Source organism: Xanthomonas sp. NCPPB 2864, assembly GCF_056675615.1.
Map to the genome: position 1 here is coordinate 437,735 of NZ_JBWWVS010000002.1, position 20,712 is coordinate 458,446.

Consider the following 20,712-nt stretch of genomic DNA (forward strand, 5'->3'; position numbering starts at 1 on the left):
CTTTCGGGCGTTCGCCCTTCTCAACGCGGGGCCCCTCTGGGGGCCAGAATTCCGCGGCTGTGTCGCTGCCTTCTTTGGGTGTTCGCCCTAAGCAGACACCCACGCTTCGTACCGCCTTTGGCAGTACAAAACGCGGGCCCCGCTCCTAGGCATGCCAAAACCCTGCGGCTGTCGCCGCGCCCCCTTGACTCAAGGGGGCTTGCACTTGGGTGCGTTGCTGGGCGCCTTGCCTTGGCTGCGATCACTGTGCGCTGGTTGCGGCAGTCATTGTCGACGCGTCCCGACGATGTCCAGCCGCGTTTCGCCCTGGAAGATCCCGGCGGGGCCGAAGCGGCGTTCGTGGATGAAGCCGCTGCCCTGGTGGTCCACCGCGACGATGGTGCTGGCGCGGGTGCCGTAGCTGGAGCCGTTGATGAAGGCGGCCGAGAGCAGGCGTTCGGTGGGCAGGTCCACGCCGGTGTGGGGCAGGGCGGCGTCGGGCGCGATGGCGGGGTTGCCCAGGGCGCTCCACAGCGGTTGCAGGTCGTCGCTGCCTGCCGCGCACCAGTCGTGCAGGACTGCAGTCAGCGCGGCGGTCTTGGGCCAGTGCGCGTCCAGCGGGCCGTTGGACATGCCGTGGATGCCCGGCGCCAGCGTGCGTGCCAACGGCGGGTGGTTGCTGAGGTGTTCGCAGCGCTCGGCGTCGCACAGCAATAGATTGAATGGCGGGAATTCGTGCGCGGCCGCTGCCAGGTCGCCGGCGTACACGGCCGCGTCCAGGCTGCCGGCCAGGTAGTCGGCAATGAGATGTCCGCGCGAGCGGCCGGACGCCGTGGCGAGCGGGTCGCGGACATTGGTCACCACCGCGGCGCGGCCGTCGCTGCCCAACCCCACCCAGCTGCCGCCCGAGCGCAGGTCGCGGCCCGCCAGCACGCCGTCGGCGGGTGCCGGCCAGGGCGCCAGTGCAGCGGTCGGCCGGTCGTGGAATTCATCGCGGTTGCCCGCCAGCAGCAGACGCCAACGGGGGTGGGTTTTCCAGGCAAGAGCGACCAGGCACATGGCGCCGATTGTCGCCTGTTTGCGCAACGACCATGTGCAGCTGGCGCAGTGTGAAGTGAGACTGCGGTCGGGTTTACATGGCCTTCACGCCCCTGAATTTTTGTTCAATCTCAAAATCTGAGATGAAACAGCAACTTGTGGATAACCTTTGAACAAGTCTCTAAAGAGTGCTGCAACTCATTGATGCGACTGGCGATTTGTGACCTTCAAAGTTGTTGACAACCTTTGACGCGCTGCTAAGGTGGGCAACGGAGGGAAAACCAGGTGTTTTGTGGTTTTTCGTGGTTCAATGATCCCCCAGCGGGTATTCGAGGTTGTATTCGGTGTTTCAGGGCGAGACTGCCATCACGGTGGACGACAAGGGGCGTATGGCGGTGCCAACCGCGTACCGCGACCTGGTCACGCGTGTGAGCGGCAATCGCCTGGTGCTCACCTACAACCCGTTCGAAGCCGGGTGCCTGTGGCTGTACGCGGAAAAGGAGTGGGAGCGGGTGCGTGACGATGTGATGTCCAAGCCCAATACCCAACGCGTGATCCGCACGCTGCAGCAGAAACTGGTGGGTTCTTCCGCAGTGCTGGAGCTGGACGCCAATGGCCGTCTGAGCATCCCGGCCAGCCACCGCAATGCGGTCGGCATCGAGAAGAAGGCCGTGCTGCTGGGCATGGGCGACAAATTCGAACTTTGGAGCGAGCAGGCACATCGCGCACTGATCCAGCAGACATTGTCTGACGGGGATCTGGGCGATGAATTGCTCGATCTCAGGTTGTGAGCCGGGGTGCCCGGATGCGCGGTGAAGCGCAGCCCGGTCACCCGGTGTCGCAGCCACCGGCGGCCCATGTGCCGGTGCTGTACACGCAGGTTCTGGACGGCCTGCAGGTGATCGAAAACGGAACCTATCTCGATGGCACGTTCGGACGTGGCGGACACGCCCGTGGCGTGCTGCAACATCTTGGCCCGGGAGGTCGACTGCTGGTGATGGACAAGGACCCCGACGCGATCGCCGTGGCCGAACAGTCGTTCGGTGACGATGCGCGCGTGTCCATCCATCGCGGCAGCTTTGCCGGCCTCGGCCAGGTGGTCGCTGCGGCAACCGTCGACGGCATCCTGCTGGATCTGGGCGTGTCCTCGCCGCAGCTGGACGTGGCCGGGCGCGGTTTCAGTTTCGGCAAGGACGGCCCGCTGGACATGCGCATGGATCCGGACGCCGGCCAGAGCGCGGCCGAGTGGCTGGCGCATGCCAGCGACCGCGAGATAGCCGACGTGCTGTGGACCTATGGCGAAGAGCGCCAGAGCCGCCGCATCGCGCGCGCCATCGTGGCCCGCCGCGCCGAACAGCCGCTGCTGCGCACCGCGCAACTGGCCGAGCTGATCGCCTCGGTGATGCCGCGCGGCGACAGCAAGACCCACCCGGCCACGCGCAGCTTTCAGGCGATCCGCATCTACATCAACCGCGAGCTGGACGATCTGGAAGCCGGCCTGGACGCCGCCCTGGGCGCGCTCAAGCCCGGCGGCCGCCTGGCGGTGATCAGCTTCCATTCGCTGGAAGACCGCATCGTCAAGCAGTTCATGGCCCGCTACGCCAAGGCCCCGCCGAGCAACCGCCGCCTGCCCGAAGCGCAGCCGTTCGTACCGACGCTGCAGCTGATCAGTGGCGCCATAAAGGCCGACGACGCCGAACTGAGCGTCAACCCGCGCGCCCGCAGCGCGGTGTTGCGGGTGGCTGAGAAGCTGGGATTCGGGAGTAGGGATTCGGGATTGGAAAAGCGCTCTGAGCGAATCTCGAATCCCGAATCCCCAATCCCGGCGTCTCAAGGAGACGCTGCATGAGCCGCCTGCTGCTCATCGTGCTGCTTGCCTGCAGCATCGCCTCGGCGATCGGGGTCGTGTACATGCGCCACATGCATCGCAAGCTGTTCGTGCAGTTGTCCAAGCTCGAGCACACGCGCGATGAATTGAATATCGAATTCGGCCGGCTGCAGCTGGAGCAGGCCACCTGGGCGGAAAGTAATCGCGTGGATCAGGTTGCGCGTGCGCGCATCGGGATGAAGTTCCCGGAGACCAACGACATCGTGGTGGTGCGCCCATGAGCAGACGGCAGGTGACCGAACGGCAGGACAGCCGTTGTGCACGGCGTAGCCGCCCGCAGGGTGGCGCACACGGAGGTGCGGAATGAAGGCCGGCCGCAACCGCGCGCGCAGCAACTTCAATCTGCGTGGCCGCTTGACGCTGGTCGGCATCGCGCTGGGCCTGTGCTCGGTGACGCTGATCGGCCGGGCGGCGTTCGTGCAGCTGGTCAACCGCGATTTCTACCAGCGCCAGGGCGAAGCGCGCTACCTGCGCGAACTGCCGATCGCCACCTCGCGCGGCATGATCACCGACCGCAACGGCGAGCCGCTGGCGGTGTCCACGCCGGTGGAATCGATCTGGGTCAATCCGCAGGAACTGTTGCGCAACCCGGACCGCGTCCCCGAGCTGGCCAAGGCGCTTGGCCAGCCGCTGGACGAGTTGAACGCCAAGCTGGCGCAGAAGGCCGGCAAGGAATTCATGTACCTGCAGCGCCGGATCAACCCGGACAAGGCACATGCCATTGTCGACCTGAAGATCCCCGGTGTGTTCTCGCAGCGCGAGTTCCGTCGCTTCTATCCGCAAGGCGAGGCGATGGCCCACGTGCTGGGCTTCACCAATATCGACGACCGCGGCCAGGAAGGCCTGGAGCTGGCCTTCGACGAATGGCTGCGCGGCAAGCCGGGCTCCAAGAAGGTGGTGCGCGATGCGCGCGGCGCGATCGTGGAGAGTGTGGATCTGGTACGTCCGGCCCAGCCGGGCAAGGACCTGACGCTGAGCATCGACCGCCGCATCCAGTTCCTGGCTTACAAGGAGCTGCGCAACGCACTGGTCGAAAACAATGCGGCCGGCGGGTCGATGGTGGTGATGGATGTGGCCACCGGCGAAGTGCTGGCGATGGTCAACCTGCCCACCTACAACCCCAATGCGGTCACCGGCATCAACCCGTCGGCGCGCCGCAACCGTGCGGTCACCGATCTGGTCGAGCCGGGCTCGACGATGAAGCCGCTGACCGTGGCCACCGCGCTGACCGCCGGTGTGGTGACCAAGGACACGGTCATCGACACCAACCCCGGCTACATGTCGGTGGGGCGCTTCACCATCCGCGATGTGCCGCGCAACAACGGCGTGCTCAACGTCACCGGCGTGATCACCCGCAGCTCCAACATCGGCGCGGCCAAGATCGCCGCCAAGGTGCCGGACCAGACCTTCTATCAGTCGATCCGCAACTTCGGTTACGGCGCTGCCCCGCACAGCGGTTTTCCCGGCGAATCGGCCGGCGTGGTGCTGCAGCCGGCGCGCTGGAGCGGCCCGTCCAAGACCACCATGTCCTACGGCTACGGCCTGTCGGTGACGCCGCTGCAGATCGCGCAGGCCTACGCCACGCTGGGCAACGGCGGCAAGCTGACCCCGCCGACCTTCGTGCGCGGCCAGCACAACGAGACCCGCCAGGTGGTCACTCCGGAAGTGGCGCGCCAGGTCATCGACATGATGGAAACCGTGGTCACCCAGGGCGGCGCCAAGGGCGCGGCGATCCTGGGCTATCACGTGGCCGGCAAGACCGGTACCGCCCGCAAGAACGGCGCCAACGGGTACGAGCGCGGGCATTACAACGCGCTGTTCGCCGGCCTGGTGCCGGCCACGCGGCCGCGCTTTGCCACCGTCATCGTGATCAACGATCCGCAGGGCAAGGTGTATTACGGCGGCCTGGTGTCGGCGCCGGTGTTCCACAGGGTGATGGAAGGCGCGCTGCGGCTGATGGACGTGCCGCCGGACGACATCCAGTCGTGGCTGGCGGCGCAGGCCGCCGGCAAGACCGGGCAGCCGGTGGTCAAGCCGCAGCCGGCCGATCTGGACCCGGCGTTGGTGCCGGACCCGGTGGATGAAGTGTCTGCGGGTATTCCCACCGCACTCGCACCGGCTGCACTGCCCGCACCCGCCCAGCCTGCACCGCTGCAGGAGAGCCGCCAGTGAGCCGCAGCATGCCGCTGTCGCAGTTGTTGCCGGACGTGCCGCTTGCGCGCGAGGTGCAGGTGTCGGGCCTGGTGATGGACAGCCGTGCGGTGCGTGCGGGCGATGCCTTCGTGGCGATCGCCGGTTTCGGTGCGCATGGTCTGGGCTTTGTCGACCAGGCGCGCGCCAATGGCGCGGCGGCGGTGTTGTTCGAGCCGCCGGCGCCGGCCGATCTGCCGGCACCGGCCGACGCGATCGCGGTGCCGGGCCTGCGGGCGCGCCTGGGCGCGATGGCCGATCAGTTCCACGGCCAGCCCTCGCGGGCGATGCGCATGGTCGGCGTCACCGGCACCAATGGCAAGACCTCCACCGTGCAATTGCTGGCGCAGGCCCTGACGCTGCTCGGCACCCCTGCCGGCACGCTCGGCACCCTGGGCGTCGGTCTGTACGGCAGCGCCGTGCCGACCGGTTTCACCACGCCGCTGGTGCTGCAAACGCATGCCTTGCTGGCGCAGTTGCGCGACGCGGGCGCGCAGGCGGTGGCGATGGAAGTCAGCTCGCATGCGCTGGACCAGGGCCGCGTGGATGCGGTGCATTTCGACGTGGCGGTGTTCACCAATCTCACCCGCGACCATCTCGATTACCACGGCGACATGGCGCAGTACGGCGCGGCCAAGGCCAGGCTGTTCACGCGCGCCGGATTGAAAGCCGCGGTGGTGAACCTGGACGATGAATTCAGCCGCACGCTGCTGGCCTCGCTCGACCCCGCGCTGCGCGCGATCGGCGTGAGTTCGCGCGCGCAGGCCCAGGCAGGCGTGCGTGCGCAGGCACTGCAGCTGGATCACAACGGCATCAATTTCGCGCTGCATCTCGACGGCCAGGTGCACCCGGTGCACTCGCCGCTGCTGGGCCGCTTCAACGTGGACAACCTGCTGGCCGTGGCCGGTGCGTTGTCTGCGCTGGAGATCGCGCCGGCGCAGATCGCCGAAGTGCTCGGTCGGTTGCAACCGATCCACGGCCGCATGAATCGCCTCGGCGGCGCGCATGGCGCACCGCTGGTGGTCGTCGACTACGCACATACGCCCGACGCGCTGGAACAGGCATTGGCCAGCCTGCGTGCGCATGCACAGGACCGGCTGATCTGCGTGTTCGGCTGCGGCGGCGAGCGCGACACCGGCAAGCGCCCGCAGATGGCGGCCATTGCCGAGATCAATGCCGACGTGGCGATCGTCACCGACGACAACCCGCGTGGCGAGGATGGCGATGTGATCGTGGCCGATATCCTGCGCGGCTTCGCACGTCCGGATGCGGCCATCGTGCAGCGCGACCGCGCCGCGGCGATCCATCAGGCCATCAGCATGGCCAGTGCCTCCGACATCGTGCTGATCGCCGGCAAAGGTCACGAGCCGTACCAGGAAGTCGCCGGCGTGCGGCATGCCTTCGACGACGCCATCGTGGCGGCGCAGGCCTTGTTGCCGCGTACCGTGCTGGGAGTGCGCGCATGAAGCTCACGCCGCTGTCGTTGATCGCCCACTGGGCCGGTGGTGAGCTGCATGGCGACGACGCCATGATCGACACCGTCGGCAACGACACCCGCACGCTGGCCAACGGCAGCCTGTACGTGGCGCTGCGCGGCGAGCGTTTCGACGGGCACGACTTTGTCGCAGACGCGGTGGCGCACGGCGCCAGCGGTGTGCTGGTCGATCGCCTGCTGCCGGCGCTGAGCGTGCCGCAGGTGCTGGTGGAAAATACCGAACTGGCGCTGGCGCGTATCGCCGCCGGCATGCAGCGCGATCGTGCCACGCGGGTGATCGCCTTGACCGGCTCCAACGGCAAGACCAGCGTCAAGGCGCTGCTGCTGGCCATCCTGACCGAGGCCGGGCGTGTCGACGGCACCACCGTGTACGCCACGCCGGGCAACCGCAACAACGAGATCGGCCTGCCGCTGGCGGTGATCGCCGCCCCCGACGATGCGGACCTGGCGATCTACGAAATGGGCGCCGGCAAGCCGGGCGACATCGCCTATCTCACCGAGATCGCCCAGCCGCACGTGGCCCTGGTCAACAACATCGCCCCCGCCCATCTGGAACGCCTGGGCAGCCTGCTCGGCGTCGCCCGCACCAAGGGCGCCATCTACGCCGCATTGCCGGCCGATGGCGTGGCGGTGATCAATGCCGACGATGCCTTCGGTGCCTGGTTCGAGCAGCAACTGCATGCGCAGCCGGTGCAGGGCCGCCGCGTGTTGCGCTACGGCCTGCAGGCCAGTGCCGACATTACCGCGCATGGCTTGCGGCTGCAGGCCAGTGGCGCGCAATTCACCCTGGTGACCCCGCAAGGCCAGGCGCAGATCGCGCTGCCGTTGCCGGGCCGCCACAACGTGCTCAACGCGCTGGCGGCGGCCGGCCTGGCCTTGGGTGCGGGCATCGCCTTGCCGATCATCGCCGCCGGTCTGGCGCAGGTGCGTCCGGTGGCCGGCCGTCAGATCACCCACGCCCTGCCTGGCGGCGCGGTGCTGATCGACGACAGCTACAACGCCAACCCCGGCTCGCTGGATGCCGCCATCGACACCCTGGCTGCTGCGCCTGGCGAAGGCTGGCTGGTGCTCGGCGACATGCGCGAACTCGGCCCGGAAGGCGCCGCCCTGCATGCCGCCGCCGGACGTCGCGCGCGCGCGGCCAAGCTGCAGCGCCTGTACGCGCTGGGCGAGCTCAGTGCCGCCGCCGCACAGGCGTTCGGCGAGGGCGGCCGCGTGTTCGCCACCCATGCCGCGTTGATCGCGGCCTTGCAGGCGGATCTGGCGCAGCTCGCCGTTTCGCCGACCCAAACGCAGGAATCTTCTTCGATGTACGAACACACCGGTGCGGCGGCGCAGACTGCCGCCACCACGGCGCAAACCCCGCCCACGCTGCTGGTGAAAGGCTCCCGTGGCAGCGCCATGGACCGCATCGTCGCCGCGCTGCTCGCACCGGCGGAGGACGCATCCCATGCTGCTTGAGCTGGCGCGTTGGCTGCAGCAACTGGAGAGCCTGTTCGGGCTGTTCAACTATCTGACCTTCCGCGGCATCCTGGCCGCGCTGACCGCGCTATTCCTGTCGTTGTGGATGGGCCCGGCGGTGATCCGCAAGCTGGCCCAGTTCAAGGGCGGCCAGCCGATCCGCCAGGACGGCCCGCAGACGCATTTCTCCAAGGCCGGCACGCCGACCATGGGCGGCTCGCTGATCCTGCTGACGGTGACCTTGTCGGTGCTGCTGTGGGGCGACCTGCGCAACCGTTACGTATGGTTGGTGCTGGCGGTGATGGTCTGTTTCGGTGCGATCGGCTGGTACGACGACTGGATCAAGATCGTGCGCCGCGATCCCAACGGCCTGAAGTCGCGCTGGAAGTATCTGCTGCAGTCGATCTTCGGCCTGGCCGCGGGCCTGTTCCTGTACTACACCGCCGACGTGCCGGCCGCGATCACCTTCTACATCCCGATGTTCAAGTCGATCGCGCTGCCGCTGGCCGGCGTGAGCTTTGTGGTGATCGCCTATTTCTGGATCGTCGGCTTCTCCAACGCGGTCAATCTGACCGACGGTCTGGACGGCCTGGCGATCATGCCGACCGTGCTGGTGGCCTGTGCGCTGGGCGTGTTCGCCTACGCCTCGGGCAACGTGGTGTTTGCCGAATACCTGAAGATCCCGCTGATTCCCGGGGCCGGCGAGCTGATCATCATCTGCTCGGCGATCGCCGGCGCAGGCCTGGGCTTTCTGTGGTTCAACACCTATCCGGCCATGGTGTTCATGGGCGATATCGGCGCGCTGTCGCTGGGCGCGGTGCTGGGCACCATCGCGGTGATCGTGCGCCAGGAGATGGTGCTGGTGATCATGGGCGGGGTGTTCGTGATCGAAACGCTGTCGGTGATGATCCAGGTCGCCAGCTTCAAGCTGACCGGCAAGCGCGTGTTCCGCATGGCGCCGATCCATCACCACTTCGAACTCAAGGGCTGGCCGGAGCCGCGCGTGATCGTGCGCTTCTGGATCATTTCGGTGGTGCTGGTGCTGATCGGCCTTGCCACGTTGAAGGTGCGCTGATGAACGACATGTCCCGCCAGGCCACGCGACTGGACGCCATCGGCGGCCGCTACGACCCGTGGCTGCTCGGGGCAGCGGCCACGCTCGCCTCGCTGGGCGTGGTGATGGTGGCGTCCAGTTCGATCGAGCTGTCCGACAACCCGTTCTATTACCTGACCCGCCATCTGCTGTTCCTGGGCATCGGCGTGGGCCTGGCGTTCTGGGCGATGCGCACCGAGCTCAAGACCATCGAGCAGTACAACCAGGTGTTGCTGCTGGCCTGTTTCGGCCTGCTGATGGTGGTGTTCGTGCCCGGCCTGGGCAGCAGCGTCAACGGCGCCAAGCGCTGGATCAACCTGGGCGTGTCGAAATTCCAGACTGTCGAAGCGGTCAAGGTGCTCTACATCGTGTGGCTGTCCAGCTACCTGGTGCGCTTTCGCGACGAGGTCAATGCGACCTGGCCGGCGATGCTCAAGCCGCTGGGCGTGGCGATCGCCCTGGTCGGCCTGCTGCTGATGCAGCCGGACTTCGGCTCGTCCACGCTGCTGCTGGCGATCACCGCCGGCATGCTGGTGCTGGGCGGGGTGAACCTGCCGCGCATGTCGATGCCGATCGTGTTCGGCCTGCCGGTGTTCGCCTTCATCGCGATCCTGGAGCCGTACCGGCTACGTCGCATCACCTCGTTTCTGGACCCGTGGGCCGACCAGCTCGGCTCCGGCTATCAGCTGTCCAACGCCTTGATGGCGGTCGGCCGCGGCCAGTGGACCGGCGTGGGCCTGGGCGCCTCGGTGCAGAAGCTCAACTACCTGCCCGAAGCGCATACCGACTTCATCTTCTCGGTCATCGCCGAAGAACTCGGCTTTGTCGGCGTGTGTGGGGTGATCTCGCTGTATGCGCTGCTGGTCGGCCGCGCGTTCTGGCTGGGCATGCGCTGCGTGGAAATGAAGCGTCACTTCTCCGGCTACATCGCCTTCGGCATCGGCTTGTGGATCAGCCTGCAGAGCTTCGTCTCGGTAGGCGTGAACCTGGGCATCCTGCCGACCAAGGGCCTGACCCTGCCGCTGATTTCCTCCGGCGGTTCGTCGGTGCTGATGACCTGCGTGGCAATGGGCCTGCTGCTGCGCGTGTCCTACGAAATGGATCGTGCCGAGCGCCTGCGCAGCAAGTTGTCGCCGCAGGGTGCTGGCGCACCGTCGGCCGAGCCGGCCGAACCGGTGGTCGAGTCGGCCACGCCGGCCTACGCGCCCGCGCGCAAACCGCAGCGCGAGCCGGTTGCCGCCGCGCCGGCACCGGTTGCCGCAGCCTCGGCCACGTCTGCGCATGCGTCTGAGTTCCTGCGCGGCACCAGCCGCATGCAGCCGCGCGTGGAACCGACCTTCGGGAGGATTGCATGAGCGCTCATGCGAATCCCGCGCAAACGCCTGCACATCCAGGTGCGGGGATCCGACCAGTGATGATTCTGGCTGGCGGCACCGGCGGGCATATCTTCCCGGGTCTGGCCGTGGCCAAGGTGCTGCGCGCGCGTGGCGTGCCGGTGACCTGGCTGGGCGCCGACGGCGCAATGGAAACCCGGCTGGTACCGCAGCACGATATTCAACTCGATACGCTGGCCATCAGCGGCCTGCGCGGCAAGGGCCTGGTGAAATTGCTCGGTGCACCGGTGCGGGTGATGCGCGCGGTGCGCGCCGCCGGCTTCGTGCTGCGCAAGCGCCAGCCGCGCGCGGTGATCAGTTTCGGCGGCTTTGCGGCCGGCCCGGGCGGCCTGGCAGCGCGGCTGCTCGGGGTGCCGTTGCTGGTGCATGAGCAGAACCGCGCGCCCGGCATGACCAACAAGGTGTTGTCGCGGTTTGCGCGCCGTGTGCTGACCGGTTTCCCGGGCAGCTTCGCCGGCGAAGAAGCGGTGGGCAATCCGGTGCGTGCGGAAATCGCAGCGCTTCCCGCGCCGGCCACGCGCCTGCTCGGCCGTGGAACTGCGGTACGTGTGCTGGTGCTCGGTGGCAGCCAGGGCGCACGCGCATTGAACCAGGCCGTGCCGGCGGCACTGGCCGCGCTCGGTCACCCGGATGTCGAGCTGCGCCACCAGTGCGGCGAAAAGCTGCGTGCCGAAGCCGAGGCCGCGTACGCGCAGGCGGGCGTCAACGCCAGCGTCGAACCCTTCATCGCCGACATGGCCGCCGCCTACGCCTGGGCCGACCTGGTCGTGTGCCGCGCCGGTGCCTCCACGCTGGCCGAACTGTGCGCCGCCGGCATCGGCAGCGTGCTGGTGCCCTTCGCCGCAGCGGTGGACGACCACCAGACCCGCAATGCCGAATACCTGGTCGGCGCCGACGCCGCCGTGCTGCTCAAGCAGGACGACACCCTGGCCGCTCGCCTGCAGCAGGTCTTGCAGACCCTGCTCGCCGACCCCGCCCGCCGCCTGGCGATGGCGCAGGCCGCCCGCACCCTGGCCAAGCCGGACGCCGCCGAACGCATCGCCGACATCATTCTTCAGGAAGCCGGGAGTGGAGATTCGGGATTGGGGATTCGTAAAGAGCAACAGCACAAGCAGGAAAGCATGCAGAAATCCGTTAATGGTCAATTCTCGGCGCGATCGATCGCCGCCGTTGCCAATCTCCAATCCCGAATTCCCAATCCCGGCACCTCCACCGGAGGTGCCGCGTGATCCGCCGTCTGCAGGACAGTGGCGATCTGGTGCGTGCGTTTCCGCGCGTGCATTTCGTCGGCATCGGCGGCACCGGCATGAGCGGCATTGCCGAGGTGATGCTGACGCTGGGCTATGAAGTCTCCGGCTCGGACAACTCCGATAACGCGGCGACGCGGCGGCTGGCCAAGCTGGGTGCGCGGGTGATGCGCGGGCATTCGGCGGCCAACGTGCTCGGCACCGATTGCGTAGTGGTGTCCAGCGCGATCCGCGAAGACAACCCCGAGCTGATGGAAGCGCGCAGCCAGCGCATTCCGATCATGCCGCGTGCGGCAATGCTGGCCGAGTTGATGCGGTTCCGTCGCGGCATCGCGGTGGCCGGCACGCATGGCAAGACCACCACCACCAGCCTGGCCGCAGCGGTGCTGAGCGAGGGCGGGCTGGATCCGACCTTCGTCATCGGCGGGCAGTTGCTGGCCGCCGGCGCCAACGCTAAGCTGGGCGGCGGCCAGTGGCTGGTGGCCGAGGCCGACGAGAGCGATGGCAGCTTCCTGCGCCTGAATCCGCTGATGGCGGTGATCACCAACATCGATTCGGATCACCTGGAAAACTACGGCAACGATTTCGCACGCATCCAGGCCGCCTTCGCCGAGTTCCTGCAGCGCCTGCCGTTCTACGGCCTGGCGTTGCTGTGCATCGACGACCCGGAAGTGGCCGCGCTGGCCGGCAAGACGCCGCGCCACGTGATGAGCTACGGCATGAGCGAAAACGCCGACGTACGCGCTGAAGACGTGGTGCAGGACGGCCCGCGCATGCGCTTCACGCTGCGTCTGCCCGAAGGCACCACCACGCCGGTGACGCTGGCCTTGCCGGGCCGTCACAACGTGCTCAACGCACTCGCGGCCGCTGCGATCGGCTGGCAGCTGGGCGTGGCGCCGGAGACCATCGCGCGTGCGCTGGAAAACTTCGCCGGCATTGGCCGCCGCTTCAACGACCTGGGCGAAGTCACCACCAGCACCGGTGCGCGCGTGCGCGTGGTCGACGATTACGGCCACCATCCGCGCGAGCTGGAAGCGGTGTTCGCCGCCGCCCGTGGCGGCTGGCCGGACAAGCGTCTGGTCGTCGCCTTCCAGCCGCATCGCTACAGCCGTACCCGCGATCAATTCGATGCCTTCGCCGCGGTGCTGAGCACCGTCGATGCGCTGGTGCTGAGCGAGGTCTATCCGGCCGGCGAAGCACCGATTCCAGGCGCCGATGCGCGCGCGCTGGCGCGTGCGATCCGTGCACGCGGCCGCAGCGAACCGGTGGTGGTCGGGCAGATTTCCGGCCTGGCCGAAGTGCTGCCGGACGTGCTGCAGGACGGCGATCTGCTGCTGATGATGGGCGCCGGCGATATCGGCTATGTCGCGCAGCACATCATCAACAACGGTTTCACCGGAGCGAGCGCATGAGCGCGGTGATTCCCAACGCACGTACCAGCGATCCGGCCGCGTTCGGACGCGTCGCCGTGCTGCTCGGCGGTACCTCGTCCGAGCGCGAAGTGTCGTTGAACTCCGGCAGCAACGTGCTCGACGCACTGCGCGCGCGCGGTGTCGACGCGCAGCCGGTCGACGGCATTCCAGCCCTGGCGCAGGCGCTGGTCGAAAAACGCTTCGATCGCGTCTTCAACGTGCTGCACGGCCATAACGGCGGCGGCGAAGACGGCATCGTGCAAGGCCTGATGGAAGCCTTCAAGGTGCCGTACACCGGCTCCAACGTGCTGGGTTCGGCGTTGAGCATGGACAAGATCCGCACCAAGCAGGTGTGGCTGTCGCTGGGCCTGTCCACGCCGCGCTATGCATGCCTGGCCGCCGGTGCCAGCGCCGACGACATCCATGCCGCCGCCCGGCAGATCGGCTTGCCGGTGATCGTCAAGCCGGCCAATGAAGGCTCCAGCGTCGGCATCAGCCGCGTGTTCGACCAGGCCCAGCTCGAACAAGCCGTGCTGCTGGCGGCGCGCTACGACGGCGCGCTGCTGATGGAGCAACTGATCGAAGGCGACGAACTCACCGTGGCCGTGCTCGGCGAGGTCGCGCTGCCGTCGATCCGCATCGTGCCCAAGGGCCAGTGGTACGACTACAACGCCAAGTACCTGGCCGACGACACCCAGTACCTGTGCCCGGGCCTGGACGGCGATGCCGAGACGCAACTGCGCCAGCTCGCCCTGGACGCCTTCCGCGCTGCCGGTGCCCGCGGCTGGGGCCGCGTCGACGTGATGCGCGACCGTGCCAGCGGCCAGCTGTATCTGCTGGAGGTCAACACCGCCCCCGGCATGACCAGCCACTCGCTGGTGCCCAAGGCCGCGCGCCAGCTCGGCATCGATTTCGAAGAACTGGTCTGGCGCGTGCTGGAGCAGACGCTATGACGCGGGGATTGGGGATTCGGGATTCGGGATTGGCCAACAGCGACGCCATGCGCGCCGTTGTTGTTGCCGTGGCGAATCTCCAATCCCTAATCCCCAATCCCGCGCGCGCAGCGCGCGCCGTTGCGATTCCCTATTCCCGATTCCCCATTCCCGCGCGCGGAGCGCGCGCATGAACGCCACCTTGCGCATCCTGGCGTGGTTGCTCGCGGTGGCGCTGGTCGCGTTGCCGGTGGTGGCCGTGCTCAATGGCTGGGTCGGTGCCGAGCGTTGGCCGTTGGCGCGCTTGCGGGTGTCGGGCGACTTCAAGCGGGTGCCGGCCGAAGAGTTGCGCGCGGTGGTCCTGCCGTATGCGCGCGCGGGCTTTTTCGCGGTGAAGTTGCAGAACGCGCAGGACGCCATCGCGCGCCTGCCGTGGGTGGAAAGTGCGCAGGTGCGCAAGCGCTGGCCGGACGTGCTGGAAGTGCACGTCACCGAGCACAAGCCGTTCGCGCGCTGGGGCACCGACCGCATGTTGTCCGAGCAGGGCCGGTTGTTCCGCACCCCGCCGTTGTTGAAGGATTTCAAGCTGCCGCAACTCGGTGGCCCCGACAGCAAGACCCAGGACGTGGTGGCGCTCTACAACGAATCGCGCGCGTTGTTCGCGCCGACCGGGCTGGATGTGGAGCGCCTGGAAATGGACGCGCGCGGCAGCTGGTCGCTGGGCCTGAGCAACGGCGTGCAGATCGTGATCGGCCGCGACGACGCCCGCGCGCGCCTGCAGCGCTTCGCCCGCGTGCTGCCGCAACTGGCCGACCCGCAACGTCCGATCGCCCGCGCCGACCTGCGCTACACCAACGGCTTCACGGTCGAACGGAATTTGGAAAACGCGGTGCCCGAGACCAAGAAAAAACCTCCGCCGGCCACGCCCGCCGCACATCACACGGTCGTGCTGCAACTCCCTCGCACCCATACCCCGCTTTTCTCCAATCCCGAATCCCAAATCCCGAATCCCGGCTTTAAGACATGAACCGCAAAGGCGACAAATCCCTCATCGTTGGACTGGACATCGGCACCTCCAAGGTCGTCGCGCTGGTCGGCGAGTACTCGCCCGGCAATCCGATCGAAGTGATCGGCATCGGTTCGCATGAATCGCGCGGTCTCAAGCGCGGCGTGGTGGTGGATATCGAATCCACCGTGCAGTCGATCCAGCGCGCGGTGGAAGAGGCCGAGCTGATGGCCGGCTGCGAAATCCGCTCGGTGTACGCGTCGATTTCCGGCAACCACGTGCAGTGCAAGAACTCGCCCGGCATCGTGCCGATCCGCGACGGCGAAGTGACCTGGAGCGATCTGGAGCGCGTGCTGGATGCAGCCAAGGCCGTGGCCATTCCTGCTGACCAGCGCATCCTGCATGCGATCCCGCGCGAGTACGTGCTGGACGATTCGCAGGAAGGCATCCGCAATCCGGTCGGCATGACCGGCGTGCGCCTGGAGGTGCACGCGCATCTGGTGGTGTGCGCGCAATCGGCAGCGGCCAACATCACCAAGTGCGTGCAGAAGTGCGGCCTGCAGGTGGACGATCTGGTGCTGTCGTCGCTGGCCTCCAGCGTGGCGGTCCTGACCGCCGACGAGCGCGAACTGGGCGTGGTGCTGGTGGATATCGGCGCCGGCACCACCGATCTTGCGGTCTACGTGCAGGGCGCGATCTGCCACACCGCCTCGCTGCCGATCGCCGGCGACCACGTCACCAACGACATCGCGCACATGCTGCGCACGCCCACCCCGGAAGCCGAACAGATCAAGGTGCGCTACGCCTGTGCGCTGGCGCAGCTGGCCACCGCCGAAGAAAGCATCCAGGTGCCGTCGGTCGGCGATCGTCCGCCGCGGCGCATGCCGCGGCATGCGCTCGCGCAGGCAGTGCAGGGCCGTTACGAGGAAATCTTCGAAATGGTGCAGGCCGAACTGCGCCGCTCCGGTTTCGAGGAAATGGTGCGCGCCGGCATGGTGCTCACCGGTGGTGCGTCGAAGATGGAAGGCGTGGTCGAACTGGCCGAAGAGATGTTGCAGATGCCGGTGCGCGTGGGCATTCCCCAGCACGTCACCGGCCTGGGCGAAGTCGTCGGCAACCCGGTGCACGCCTCCGGCGTGGGCCTGTTGCTGATGGGCAGCCAGATCGAACACCCGCGCCGCCCGTCGATCCCGACCGGTCGCGCCGGGAGCTTGTTCAAGAAATTGAAGAACTGGTATCGCGGGGAATTCTGAGGGGCCGGGATTTGGAATTCGGAATTTGGGATTGGCAAGGGCGAAAAAAAGCAGAGTGGTAGCAACGATTAAGTGGAGAGCGGCGAGCGGGTAGGCGGTAAAATTTTTTGCAGGCATTGCGTCGAGGAGTAGGTGCCGTGAGTCGTAGAGCGCAACAGCGCATCCATGGCCCAGGCACACGAATCCCGACTTTCAAACAACAACACTCGCCGTGATGCGGAGTGGGACAGGGACCAGCGCGTTTGCGACTCCCCAATCCCCACCCCCCAATCCCGGCTCAAGAGGACACTGACATGGCACATTTTGAACTGATCGAAAAGATGGCTCCCAACGCGGTAATCAAGGTCGTTGGCGTGGGCGGCGGCGGCGGCAACGCGGTTGCGCACATGGTCAACACCAATGTCGATGGCGTGGAGTTCATCACCGCCAACACCGACTCGCAGGCGATCAAGAACTGCGGCGCCAAGCTGCAGCTGCAGCTCGGCACCAACGTCACCAAGGGCCTGGGCGCGGGCGCCAATCCGGAAGTCGGTCGCCAGGCCGCACTGGAAGACCGCGAGCGCATCATGGACGCGCTGCAGGGTGCGGACATGGTGTTCATCACCGCCGGCATGGGCGGCGGCACCGGCACCGGCGCCGCCCCGGTGGTTGCACAGCTGGCCAAGGAAATGGGCATCCTGACCGTGGCCGTGGTCACCAAGCCGTTCCCGTTCGAAGGCCGTCGCCGCATGCAGGTCGCGCTCAAGGGCATCGAGGAACTGAGCCAGCATTGCGACTCGCTGATCACCATCCCCAATGAAAAGCTGATCACCGTGCTCGGCCGCAACGCCACCATGATCCAGGCTTTCCGCGCTGCCAACGACGTGCTGCAGGGCGCCGTGCAGGGCATCGCCGACCTGATCGTGCGTCCGGGTCTGATCAACGTCGACTTCGCCGACGTGCGCACCGTGATGTCGGAAATGGGCCTGGCCATGATGGGCACCGGCTCGGCTCGCGGCGACGATCGCGCGCAGGCCGCTGCCGAAGCCGCCATCCAGAACCCGCTGCTGGACGACGTCAACCTGGCCGGTGCCAACGGCATCCTGGTCAACATCACCGCCGGCCCGGACTTCACCATGTCCGAGTTCGACGAGATCGGCCGCACCATCGAAGCGTTCGCCTCGGAAGATGCGACCGTGGTCGTCGGCACCGTGCTCGACCCGGACATGCAGGACGAAGTGCGCGTCACCGTGGTGGCCACTGGCCTGAACCGTGCGGTTGCCCGCCAGACCCAGCGTCCGGACCAGCGCGCGCCGATCAAGCTGGTGCGCAATGCCACCACCGGCCAGCCGGAGTTCGGCGATTTCGACACCAGCGGCGGCGATGCGGTGTCCAAGGCCGTCGGCGGCAGCATGGGCCTGGGCCTGCGTCGTCCGAGCAGCGACTCGGTCGGCAGCGGCAGCGGCAGCAACAACGGCGGCGGTTCGGCTGCGCCGGCCGCAGACCTGCCCAACGACTACCTGGATATCCCGGCGTTCCTGCGCCGCCAGGCCGACTGAGGATCGTCGGCTGCGTCGCTACGGCGGCGCGGTCCGTTCCGCCCCGGGGTTCGCCCCGGGGGTTGCAGTGCCATGTCCTTTCTGCCGGATCGGCCACGATCCGGCAGCTTTTGCAGTGGCGTGACCCGGGGATTACAGTTCCCGTCACGCGCGACTTGTTAAAATTCAGATAATCTCTACGGATTAGACAGCCGGTTCAGCGTCTGTCTGCATTGTTCATCCAGACTTCGCATATGACCCAGCAACGCACTCTCAAGAACACCATTCGCGCCACCGGCGTCGGCCTGCACAGCGGCGACAAGGTGTACATGACGCTACGGCCGGCTCCGGTCGATCATGGCGTGGTGTTCCGGCGTGTGGACCTGGAGCCGATCGTCGAAGTCCCCGCCGATGCCGAGCTGGTCACCGAGACGACGCTGTGCACCGGCCTGACCTGCAATGGCGCCAAGATCCAGACCGTCGAGCACCTGATGTCGGCACTGGCCGGCCTGGGTGTGGACAATGTCATCGTCGAACTGTCCTCGGCCGAGTTGCCGATCATGGACGGTTCGTCCGGCCCGTTCGTGTTCCTGCTGCAGTCGGCAGGCATCGTCGAGCAGAACAAGGCCAAGCGCTTCATCCGCATCAAGCAGACGGTGGAAGTGCGCGAGGGCGACAAGGTCGCGCGCTTCGAGCCGTACGAGGGCTACAAGCTCGGCTTCACCATCGAATTCAATCACCCGATGATCCCGGCCAAGCAGTCGCGCCAGGAAATCGAGTTCTCCACCTCGGCCTACGTCAAGGAAATCTCGCGCGCCCGCACCTTCGGCTTCATGCGCGACCTTGAATACATGCGCGAGCGCAATCTGGGCCTGGGCGGTTCGATGGACAACGCCATCGTGCTGGACGAGTTCCGCGTGCTCAACGAGGACGGCCTGCGCTATACCAACGAATTCGTGCGGCACAAGATCCTGGACGCCATCGGCGACCTGTACCTGGCCGGCGGCGCCATTCTGGGCGCCTACGAAGGCTTCAAGTCCGGCCACGCGCTCAACAACAAGCTGGTGCGTGCGCTTCTGGCGGATCAGGCCGCCTGGGAATGGGTCAGCTTCCCGGAAGGCACCGTGCAACCGCCGGTCACCTACGCCAGCCCCGTCTACGCCTGATGTCGGGGAATGCCGCAGTCGGCGTTCGAAGTGTGAACTGCGTCGGATTACCGGCCCGTTCTTAACTTTTATTTAAGACTTCTCTAACTCCTGCGTGGCTGAGGCCCGCTAGGATGCGTCGGGTCGTGCGCGGTCTTCGCAATTCTTTCACGCTGCGGCGGCCGCTTCGCACCAGCGGCGCGGTGCTCACCGTTTGGTGGGTGGAACATCCTGCAGGGAGGCCAGCGCATCGCGCAGACCTCTGTGCGTGGCCTCCGAGACGGGGCGCGGACGCTCGCGATTCTGCTGCATTGGGGAATGCAGCGGGGTGGTAGTGGTCTTGATGGTCACTGCGGTGGCCTTCAGTCCGATGGATCGGGCGGCATCCAGTAATTGGGTCTCGGCAAGTCGCAACTTGGCATGCCAGACAGGTGAATCAACCAGAAAAACGAGCTGTTCGTCTCTGACATTGGCCAGCCGGCAACGGGTGGCCAGATGAGGCGGTAACAGGGGGCGCAACTGTCGGTCCAGCGCATCGAGCCACAACGCTCGGCGCAAGGGGTCGCCAGCCTTTTCACCCAACGCGGCCTCGATGGCCGGTTGTGGGACGGAAGGGTTGCGTGCGTTGGACTTGGGCTTGGACATGACACTCATATGGCGTTGAAGAAAGTTGTAATCAAATCTCGCGAAACCCGGGCGCAGCGGTTGGCCCGCCAGTTCCAGGGCTTTGCCGCGGATCGACCGATGGTAGTCCTCGGCGCCGTGCTTGGGCTGGGCATGTTGATCGGCATCGGTGCCAGCACCGCCACCGGCATGGTGACCAATTCCGCGTTGCAGGCCAAGGTTGCCCGGCAGCAGGCCGAGCTGGCCCAGGCGCAGCGCGCCTCGCAGGCGCAGGTCAACGCACTGGCCGCGCGCATGGGCGAGCTGCAGGCGCAGGCCACCCGTCTCAATGCATTGGGCGAGCGGCTGACCGAAATGGGCAAGCTGAAGGACGGCGAGTTCGACTTCGACGCCCCGGTCGGCGTCGGTGGCGGCGACGAGCCGGTCAGCGACATGCCGGTCGAGTCGCTCAAGCAGACGCTGGGGCAGGTCGAACAGCAGTTCTCCGCCTCCGGCCAGCAACTGAACGTGCTGGCCGCGCTGATGTTCGATCATCAGCTCGAACAGAATTCGGTGCCCTCGCGGATGCCGATCCGCAACACCTACATCACCTCCGGCTTCGGCGGCCGCGCCGATCCGTTCGACGGTGGTTCGGCCTTCCACAAGGGCGTGGACTTCCACGCCAACGTGGGCGACCCGGTGATGTCGGTCGCCGACGGCGTGGTCAGCTATGCCGGCGTGCGCGGCGGCTACGGCAACGTGGTGGAAGTGGACCACGGCAACGGCTATGTGACCCGTTATGCGCACAACTCGCGCCTGGTGGTGAAGGTGGGCGACCTGGTCCGCGCCGGCCAGCAGGTGGCCCGGGCCGGATCCAGTGGCCGCTCCACCGGCGCCCACGTGCATTTCGAGGTGTGGGCGGACGGGCGGGTGGTCAATCCGCGCAAGTTCCTGGGCGATACCAACACGCCGGTGGGCCGCCGCGGGCGCGGTTGACGACGGCGCGGGCGGCGCTTGATTCGTGAAGGCCCGCCCCAAGCTACAATAGGGTGTTGCCAT

At 66.9% G+C, this 20,712-nt stretch carries 18 protein-coding genes; 16 read left to right on the top strand and 2 right to left on the bottom strand.

The genetic code is table 11. The features are described 5' to 3' along the window. Nucleotides 1-264 precede the first annotated feature (264 nt). Nucleotides 265-1,038 (bottom strand): NRDE family protein, encoded by a 774-nt coding sequence (locus AC1KVE_RS06815; protein WP_054591405.1) that lies wholly within the window; start codon nt 1,036-1,038, stop codon nt 265-267. A gap of 314 nt (nt 1,039-1,352) precedes the next feature. Between AC1KVE_RS06815 and mraZ the strand changes: the two genes are divergently transcribed. The 15 genes from mraZ (at nt 1,353) to lpxC (ending at nt 19,071) form a co-directional block, all read left to right on the top strand. Further along, a complete protein-coding gene (mraZ, locus tag AC1KVE_RS06820) occupies nt 1,353-1,808 on the top strand; it encodes a division/cell wall cluster transcriptional repressor MraZ (protein WP_024939430.1) in 456 nt (151 codons plus the stop codon). Nucleotides 1,809-1,822: 14 nt separating this feature from the next. Then, nucleotides 1,823-2,866: a 16S rRNA (cytosine(1402)-N(4))-methyltransferase RsmH gene (rsmH, locus tag AC1KVE_RS06825; RefSeq protein ID WP_160954919.1), complete on the top strand. Its 1,044-nt coding sequence runs from the start codon at nt 1,823-1,825 to the stop codon at nt 2,864-2,866. Then, nucleotides 2,863-3,126 carry a cell division protein FtsL gene (gene ftsL / locus AC1KVE_RS06830; RefSeq protein ID WP_005991913.1) on the top strand — a complete coding sequence of 88 codons (264 nt, stop codon included), beginning with the start codon at nt 2,863-2,865 and terminating at the stop codon, nt 3,124-3,126. The genes rsmH and ftsL overlap by 4 nt, the downstream gene beginning before the upstream one ends. Before the next feature lie 82 nt (nt 3,127-3,208). Beyond that, nucleotides 3,209-5,077 (top strand): peptidoglycan D,D-transpeptidase FtsI family protein, encoded by a 1,869-nt coding sequence (locus AC1KVE_RS06835; protein WP_184457112.1) that lies wholly within the window; start codon nt 3,209-3,211, stop codon nt 5,075-5,077. 8 nt (nt 5,078-5,085) lie between these two features. Next, nucleotides 5,086-6,561 carry a UDP-N-acetylmuramoyl-L-alanyl-D-glutamate--2,6-diaminopimelate ligase gene (locus tag AC1KVE_RS06840; RefSeq protein ID WP_184457451.1) on the top strand — a complete coding sequence of 492 codons (1,476 nt, stop codon included), beginning with the start codon at nt 5,086-5,088 and terminating at the stop codon, nt 6,559-6,561. Further along, nucleotides 6,558-8,051: a UDP-N-acetylmuramoyl-tripeptide--D-alanyl-D-alanine ligase gene (locus AC1KVE_RS06845; RefSeq protein ID WP_184457110.1), complete on the top strand. Its 1,494-nt coding sequence runs from the start codon at nt 6,558-6,560 to the stop codon at nt 8,049-8,051. Before AC1KVE_RS06840 ends, AC1KVE_RS06845 begins: the two co-directional genes overlap by 4 nt. Beyond that, complete coding sequence (gene mraY / locus AC1KVE_RS06850; RefSeq protein ID WP_024939425.1) at nt 8,041-9,126, top strand: phospho-N-acetylmuramoyl-pentapeptide-transferase; 1,086 nt, start codon at nt 8,041-8,043, stop codon at nt 9,124-9,126. Before AC1KVE_RS06845 ends, mraY begins: the two co-directional genes overlap by 11 nt. After that, nucleotides 9,126-10,499: a putative lipid II flippase FtsW gene (gene ftsW, locus AC1KVE_RS06855; protein ID WP_184551428.1), complete on the top strand. Its 1,374-nt coding sequence runs from the start codon at nt 9,126-9,128 to the stop codon at nt 10,497-10,499. The genes mraY and ftsW overlap by 1 nt, the downstream gene beginning before the upstream one ends. Next, a complete protein-coding gene (murG, locus tag AC1KVE_RS06860; RefSeq protein ID WP_184457105.1) occupies nt 10,496-11,767 on the top strand; it encodes an undecaprenyldiphospho-muramoylpentapeptide beta-N-acetylglucosaminyltransferase in 1,272 nt (423 codons plus the stop codon). The genes ftsW and murG overlap by 4 nt, the downstream gene beginning before the upstream one ends. After that, nucleotides 11,764-13,197, top strand: a complete 1,434-nt coding sequence (gene murC / locus AC1KVE_RS06865; RefSeq protein ID WP_046345715.1) for a UDP-N-acetylmuramate--L-alanine ligase — start codon at nt 11,764-11,766, stop codon at nt 13,195-13,197. Before murG ends, murC begins: the two co-directional genes overlap by 4 nt. Further along, nucleotides 13,194-14,150, top strand: a complete 957-nt coding sequence (locus AC1KVE_RS06870) for a D-alanine--D-alanine ligase (protein ID WP_184457103.1) — start codon at nt 13,194-13,196, stop codon at nt 14,148-14,150. The genes murC and AC1KVE_RS06870 overlap by 4 nt, the downstream gene beginning before the upstream one ends. A 169-nt stretch (nt 14,151-14,319) precedes the next feature. Beyond that, a complete protein-coding gene (locus tag AC1KVE_RS06875; protein ID WP_054591400.1) occupies nt 14,320-15,156 on the top strand; it encodes a cell division protein FtsQ/DivIB in 837 nt (278 codons plus the stop codon). Next, nucleotides 15,153-16,388, top strand: coding sequence for a cell division protein FtsA (ftsA, locus tag AC1KVE_RS06880; RefSeq protein WP_003485272.1), 1,236 nt, complete (start codon nt 15,153-15,155; stop codon nt 16,386-16,388). The genes AC1KVE_RS06875 and ftsA overlap by 4 nt, the downstream gene beginning before the upstream one ends. A 293-nt stretch (nt 16,389-16,681) precedes the next feature. Beyond that, the gene (gene ftsZ / locus AC1KVE_RS06885; protein ID WP_104584569.1) at nt 16,682-17,926 is read left to right on the top strand and encodes a cell division protein FtsZ; all 1,245 of its coding nucleotides are present in this window, start codon (nt 16,682-16,684) and stop codon (nt 17,924-17,926) included. Between the two features lie 233 nt (nt 17,927-18,159). Next, the gene (gene lpxC, locus AC1KVE_RS06890) at nt 18,160-19,071 is read left to right on the top strand and encodes a UDP-3-O-acyl-N-acetylglucosamine deacetylase (RefSeq protein WP_024938333.1); all 912 of its coding nucleotides are present in this window, start codon (nt 18,160-18,162) and stop codon (nt 19,069-19,071) included. A 186-nt stretch (nt 19,072-19,257) separates the two neighbouring features. Here lpxC and AC1KVE_RS06895 read toward each other — a convergent pair whose 3' ends face one another. After that, on the bottom strand, nt 19,258-19,704 hold the full coding sequence (locus tag AC1KVE_RS06895; protein WP_024938332.1) for a DciA family protein: 447 nt from the start codon (nt 19,702-19,704) through the stop codon (nt 19,258-19,260). Between AC1KVE_RS06895 and AC1KVE_RS06900 the strand changes: the two genes are divergently transcribed. Beyond that, nucleotides 19,705-20,649 (top strand): M23 family metallopeptidase, encoded by a 945-nt coding sequence (locus AC1KVE_RS06900; protein WP_024938331.1) that lies wholly within the window; start codon nt 19,705-19,707, stop codon nt 20,647-20,649. Nucleotides 20,650-20,712 lie beyond the last annotated feature (63 nt).

Coding starts and splice junctions, on each gene's coding strand:
- AC1KVE_RS06840 (WP_184457451.1), top strand. CDS start 5,086: ATGCCGCTGTCGCAGTTGTTGCCGGACGTGCCGCTTGCGCGCGAGGTG.
- ftsL (WP_005991913.1), top strand. CDS start 2,863: ATGAGCCGCCTGCTGCTCATCGTGCTGCTTGCCTGCAGCATCGCCTCG.
- AC1KVE_RS06895 (WP_024938332.1), bottom strand. CDS start 19,704: ATGAGTGTCATGTCCAAGCCCAAGTCCAACGCACGCAACCCTTCCGTC.
- rsmH (WP_160954919.1), top strand. CDS start 1,823: ATGCGCGGTGAAGCGCAGCCCGGTCACCCGGTGTCGCAGCCACCGGCG.
- AC1KVE_RS06870 (WP_184457103.1), top strand. CDS start 13,194: ATGAGCGCGGTGATTCCCAACGCACGTACCAGCGATCCGGCCGCGTTC.
- lpxC (WP_024938333.1), top strand. CDS start 18,160: ATGACCCAGCAACGCACTCTCAAGAACACCATTCGCGCCACCGGCGTC.
- AC1KVE_RS06875 (WP_054591400.1), top strand. CDS start 14,320: ATGAACGCCACCTTGCGCATCCTGGCGTGGTTGCTCGCGGTGGCGCTG.
- murG (WP_184457105.1), top strand. CDS start 10,496: ATGAGCGCTCATGCGAATCCCGCGCAAACGCCTGCACATCCAGGTGCG.
- ftsW (WP_184551428.1), top strand. CDS start 9,126: ATGAACGACATGTCCCGCCAGGCCACGCGACTGGACGCCATCGGCGGC.
- AC1KVE_RS06845 (WP_184457110.1), top strand. CDS start 6,558: ATGAAGCTCACGCCGCTGTCGTTGATCGCCCACTGGGCCGGTGGTGAG.
- AC1KVE_RS06835 (WP_184457112.1), top strand. CDS start 3,209: ATGAAGGCCGGCCGCAACCGCGCGCGCAGCAACTTCAATCTGCGTGGC.
- ftsZ (WP_104584569.1), top strand. CDS start 16,682: ATGGCACATTTTGAACTGATCGAAAAGATGGCTCCCAACGCGGTAATC.
- AC1KVE_RS06815 (WP_054591405.1), bottom strand. CDS start 1,038: ATGTGCCTGGTCGCTCTTGCCTGGAAAACCCACCCCCGTTGGCGTCTG.
- ftsA (WP_003485272.1), top strand. CDS start 15,153: ATGAACCGCAAAGGCGACAAATCCCTCATCGTTGGACTGGACATCGGC.
- AC1KVE_RS06900 (WP_024938331.1), top strand. CDS start 19,705: ATGGCGTTGAAGAAAGTTGTAATCAAATCTCGCGAAACCCGGGCGCAG.
- mraY (WP_024939425.1), top strand. CDS start 8,041: ATGCTGCTTGAGCTGGCGCGTTGGCTGCAGCAACTGGAGAGCCTGTTC.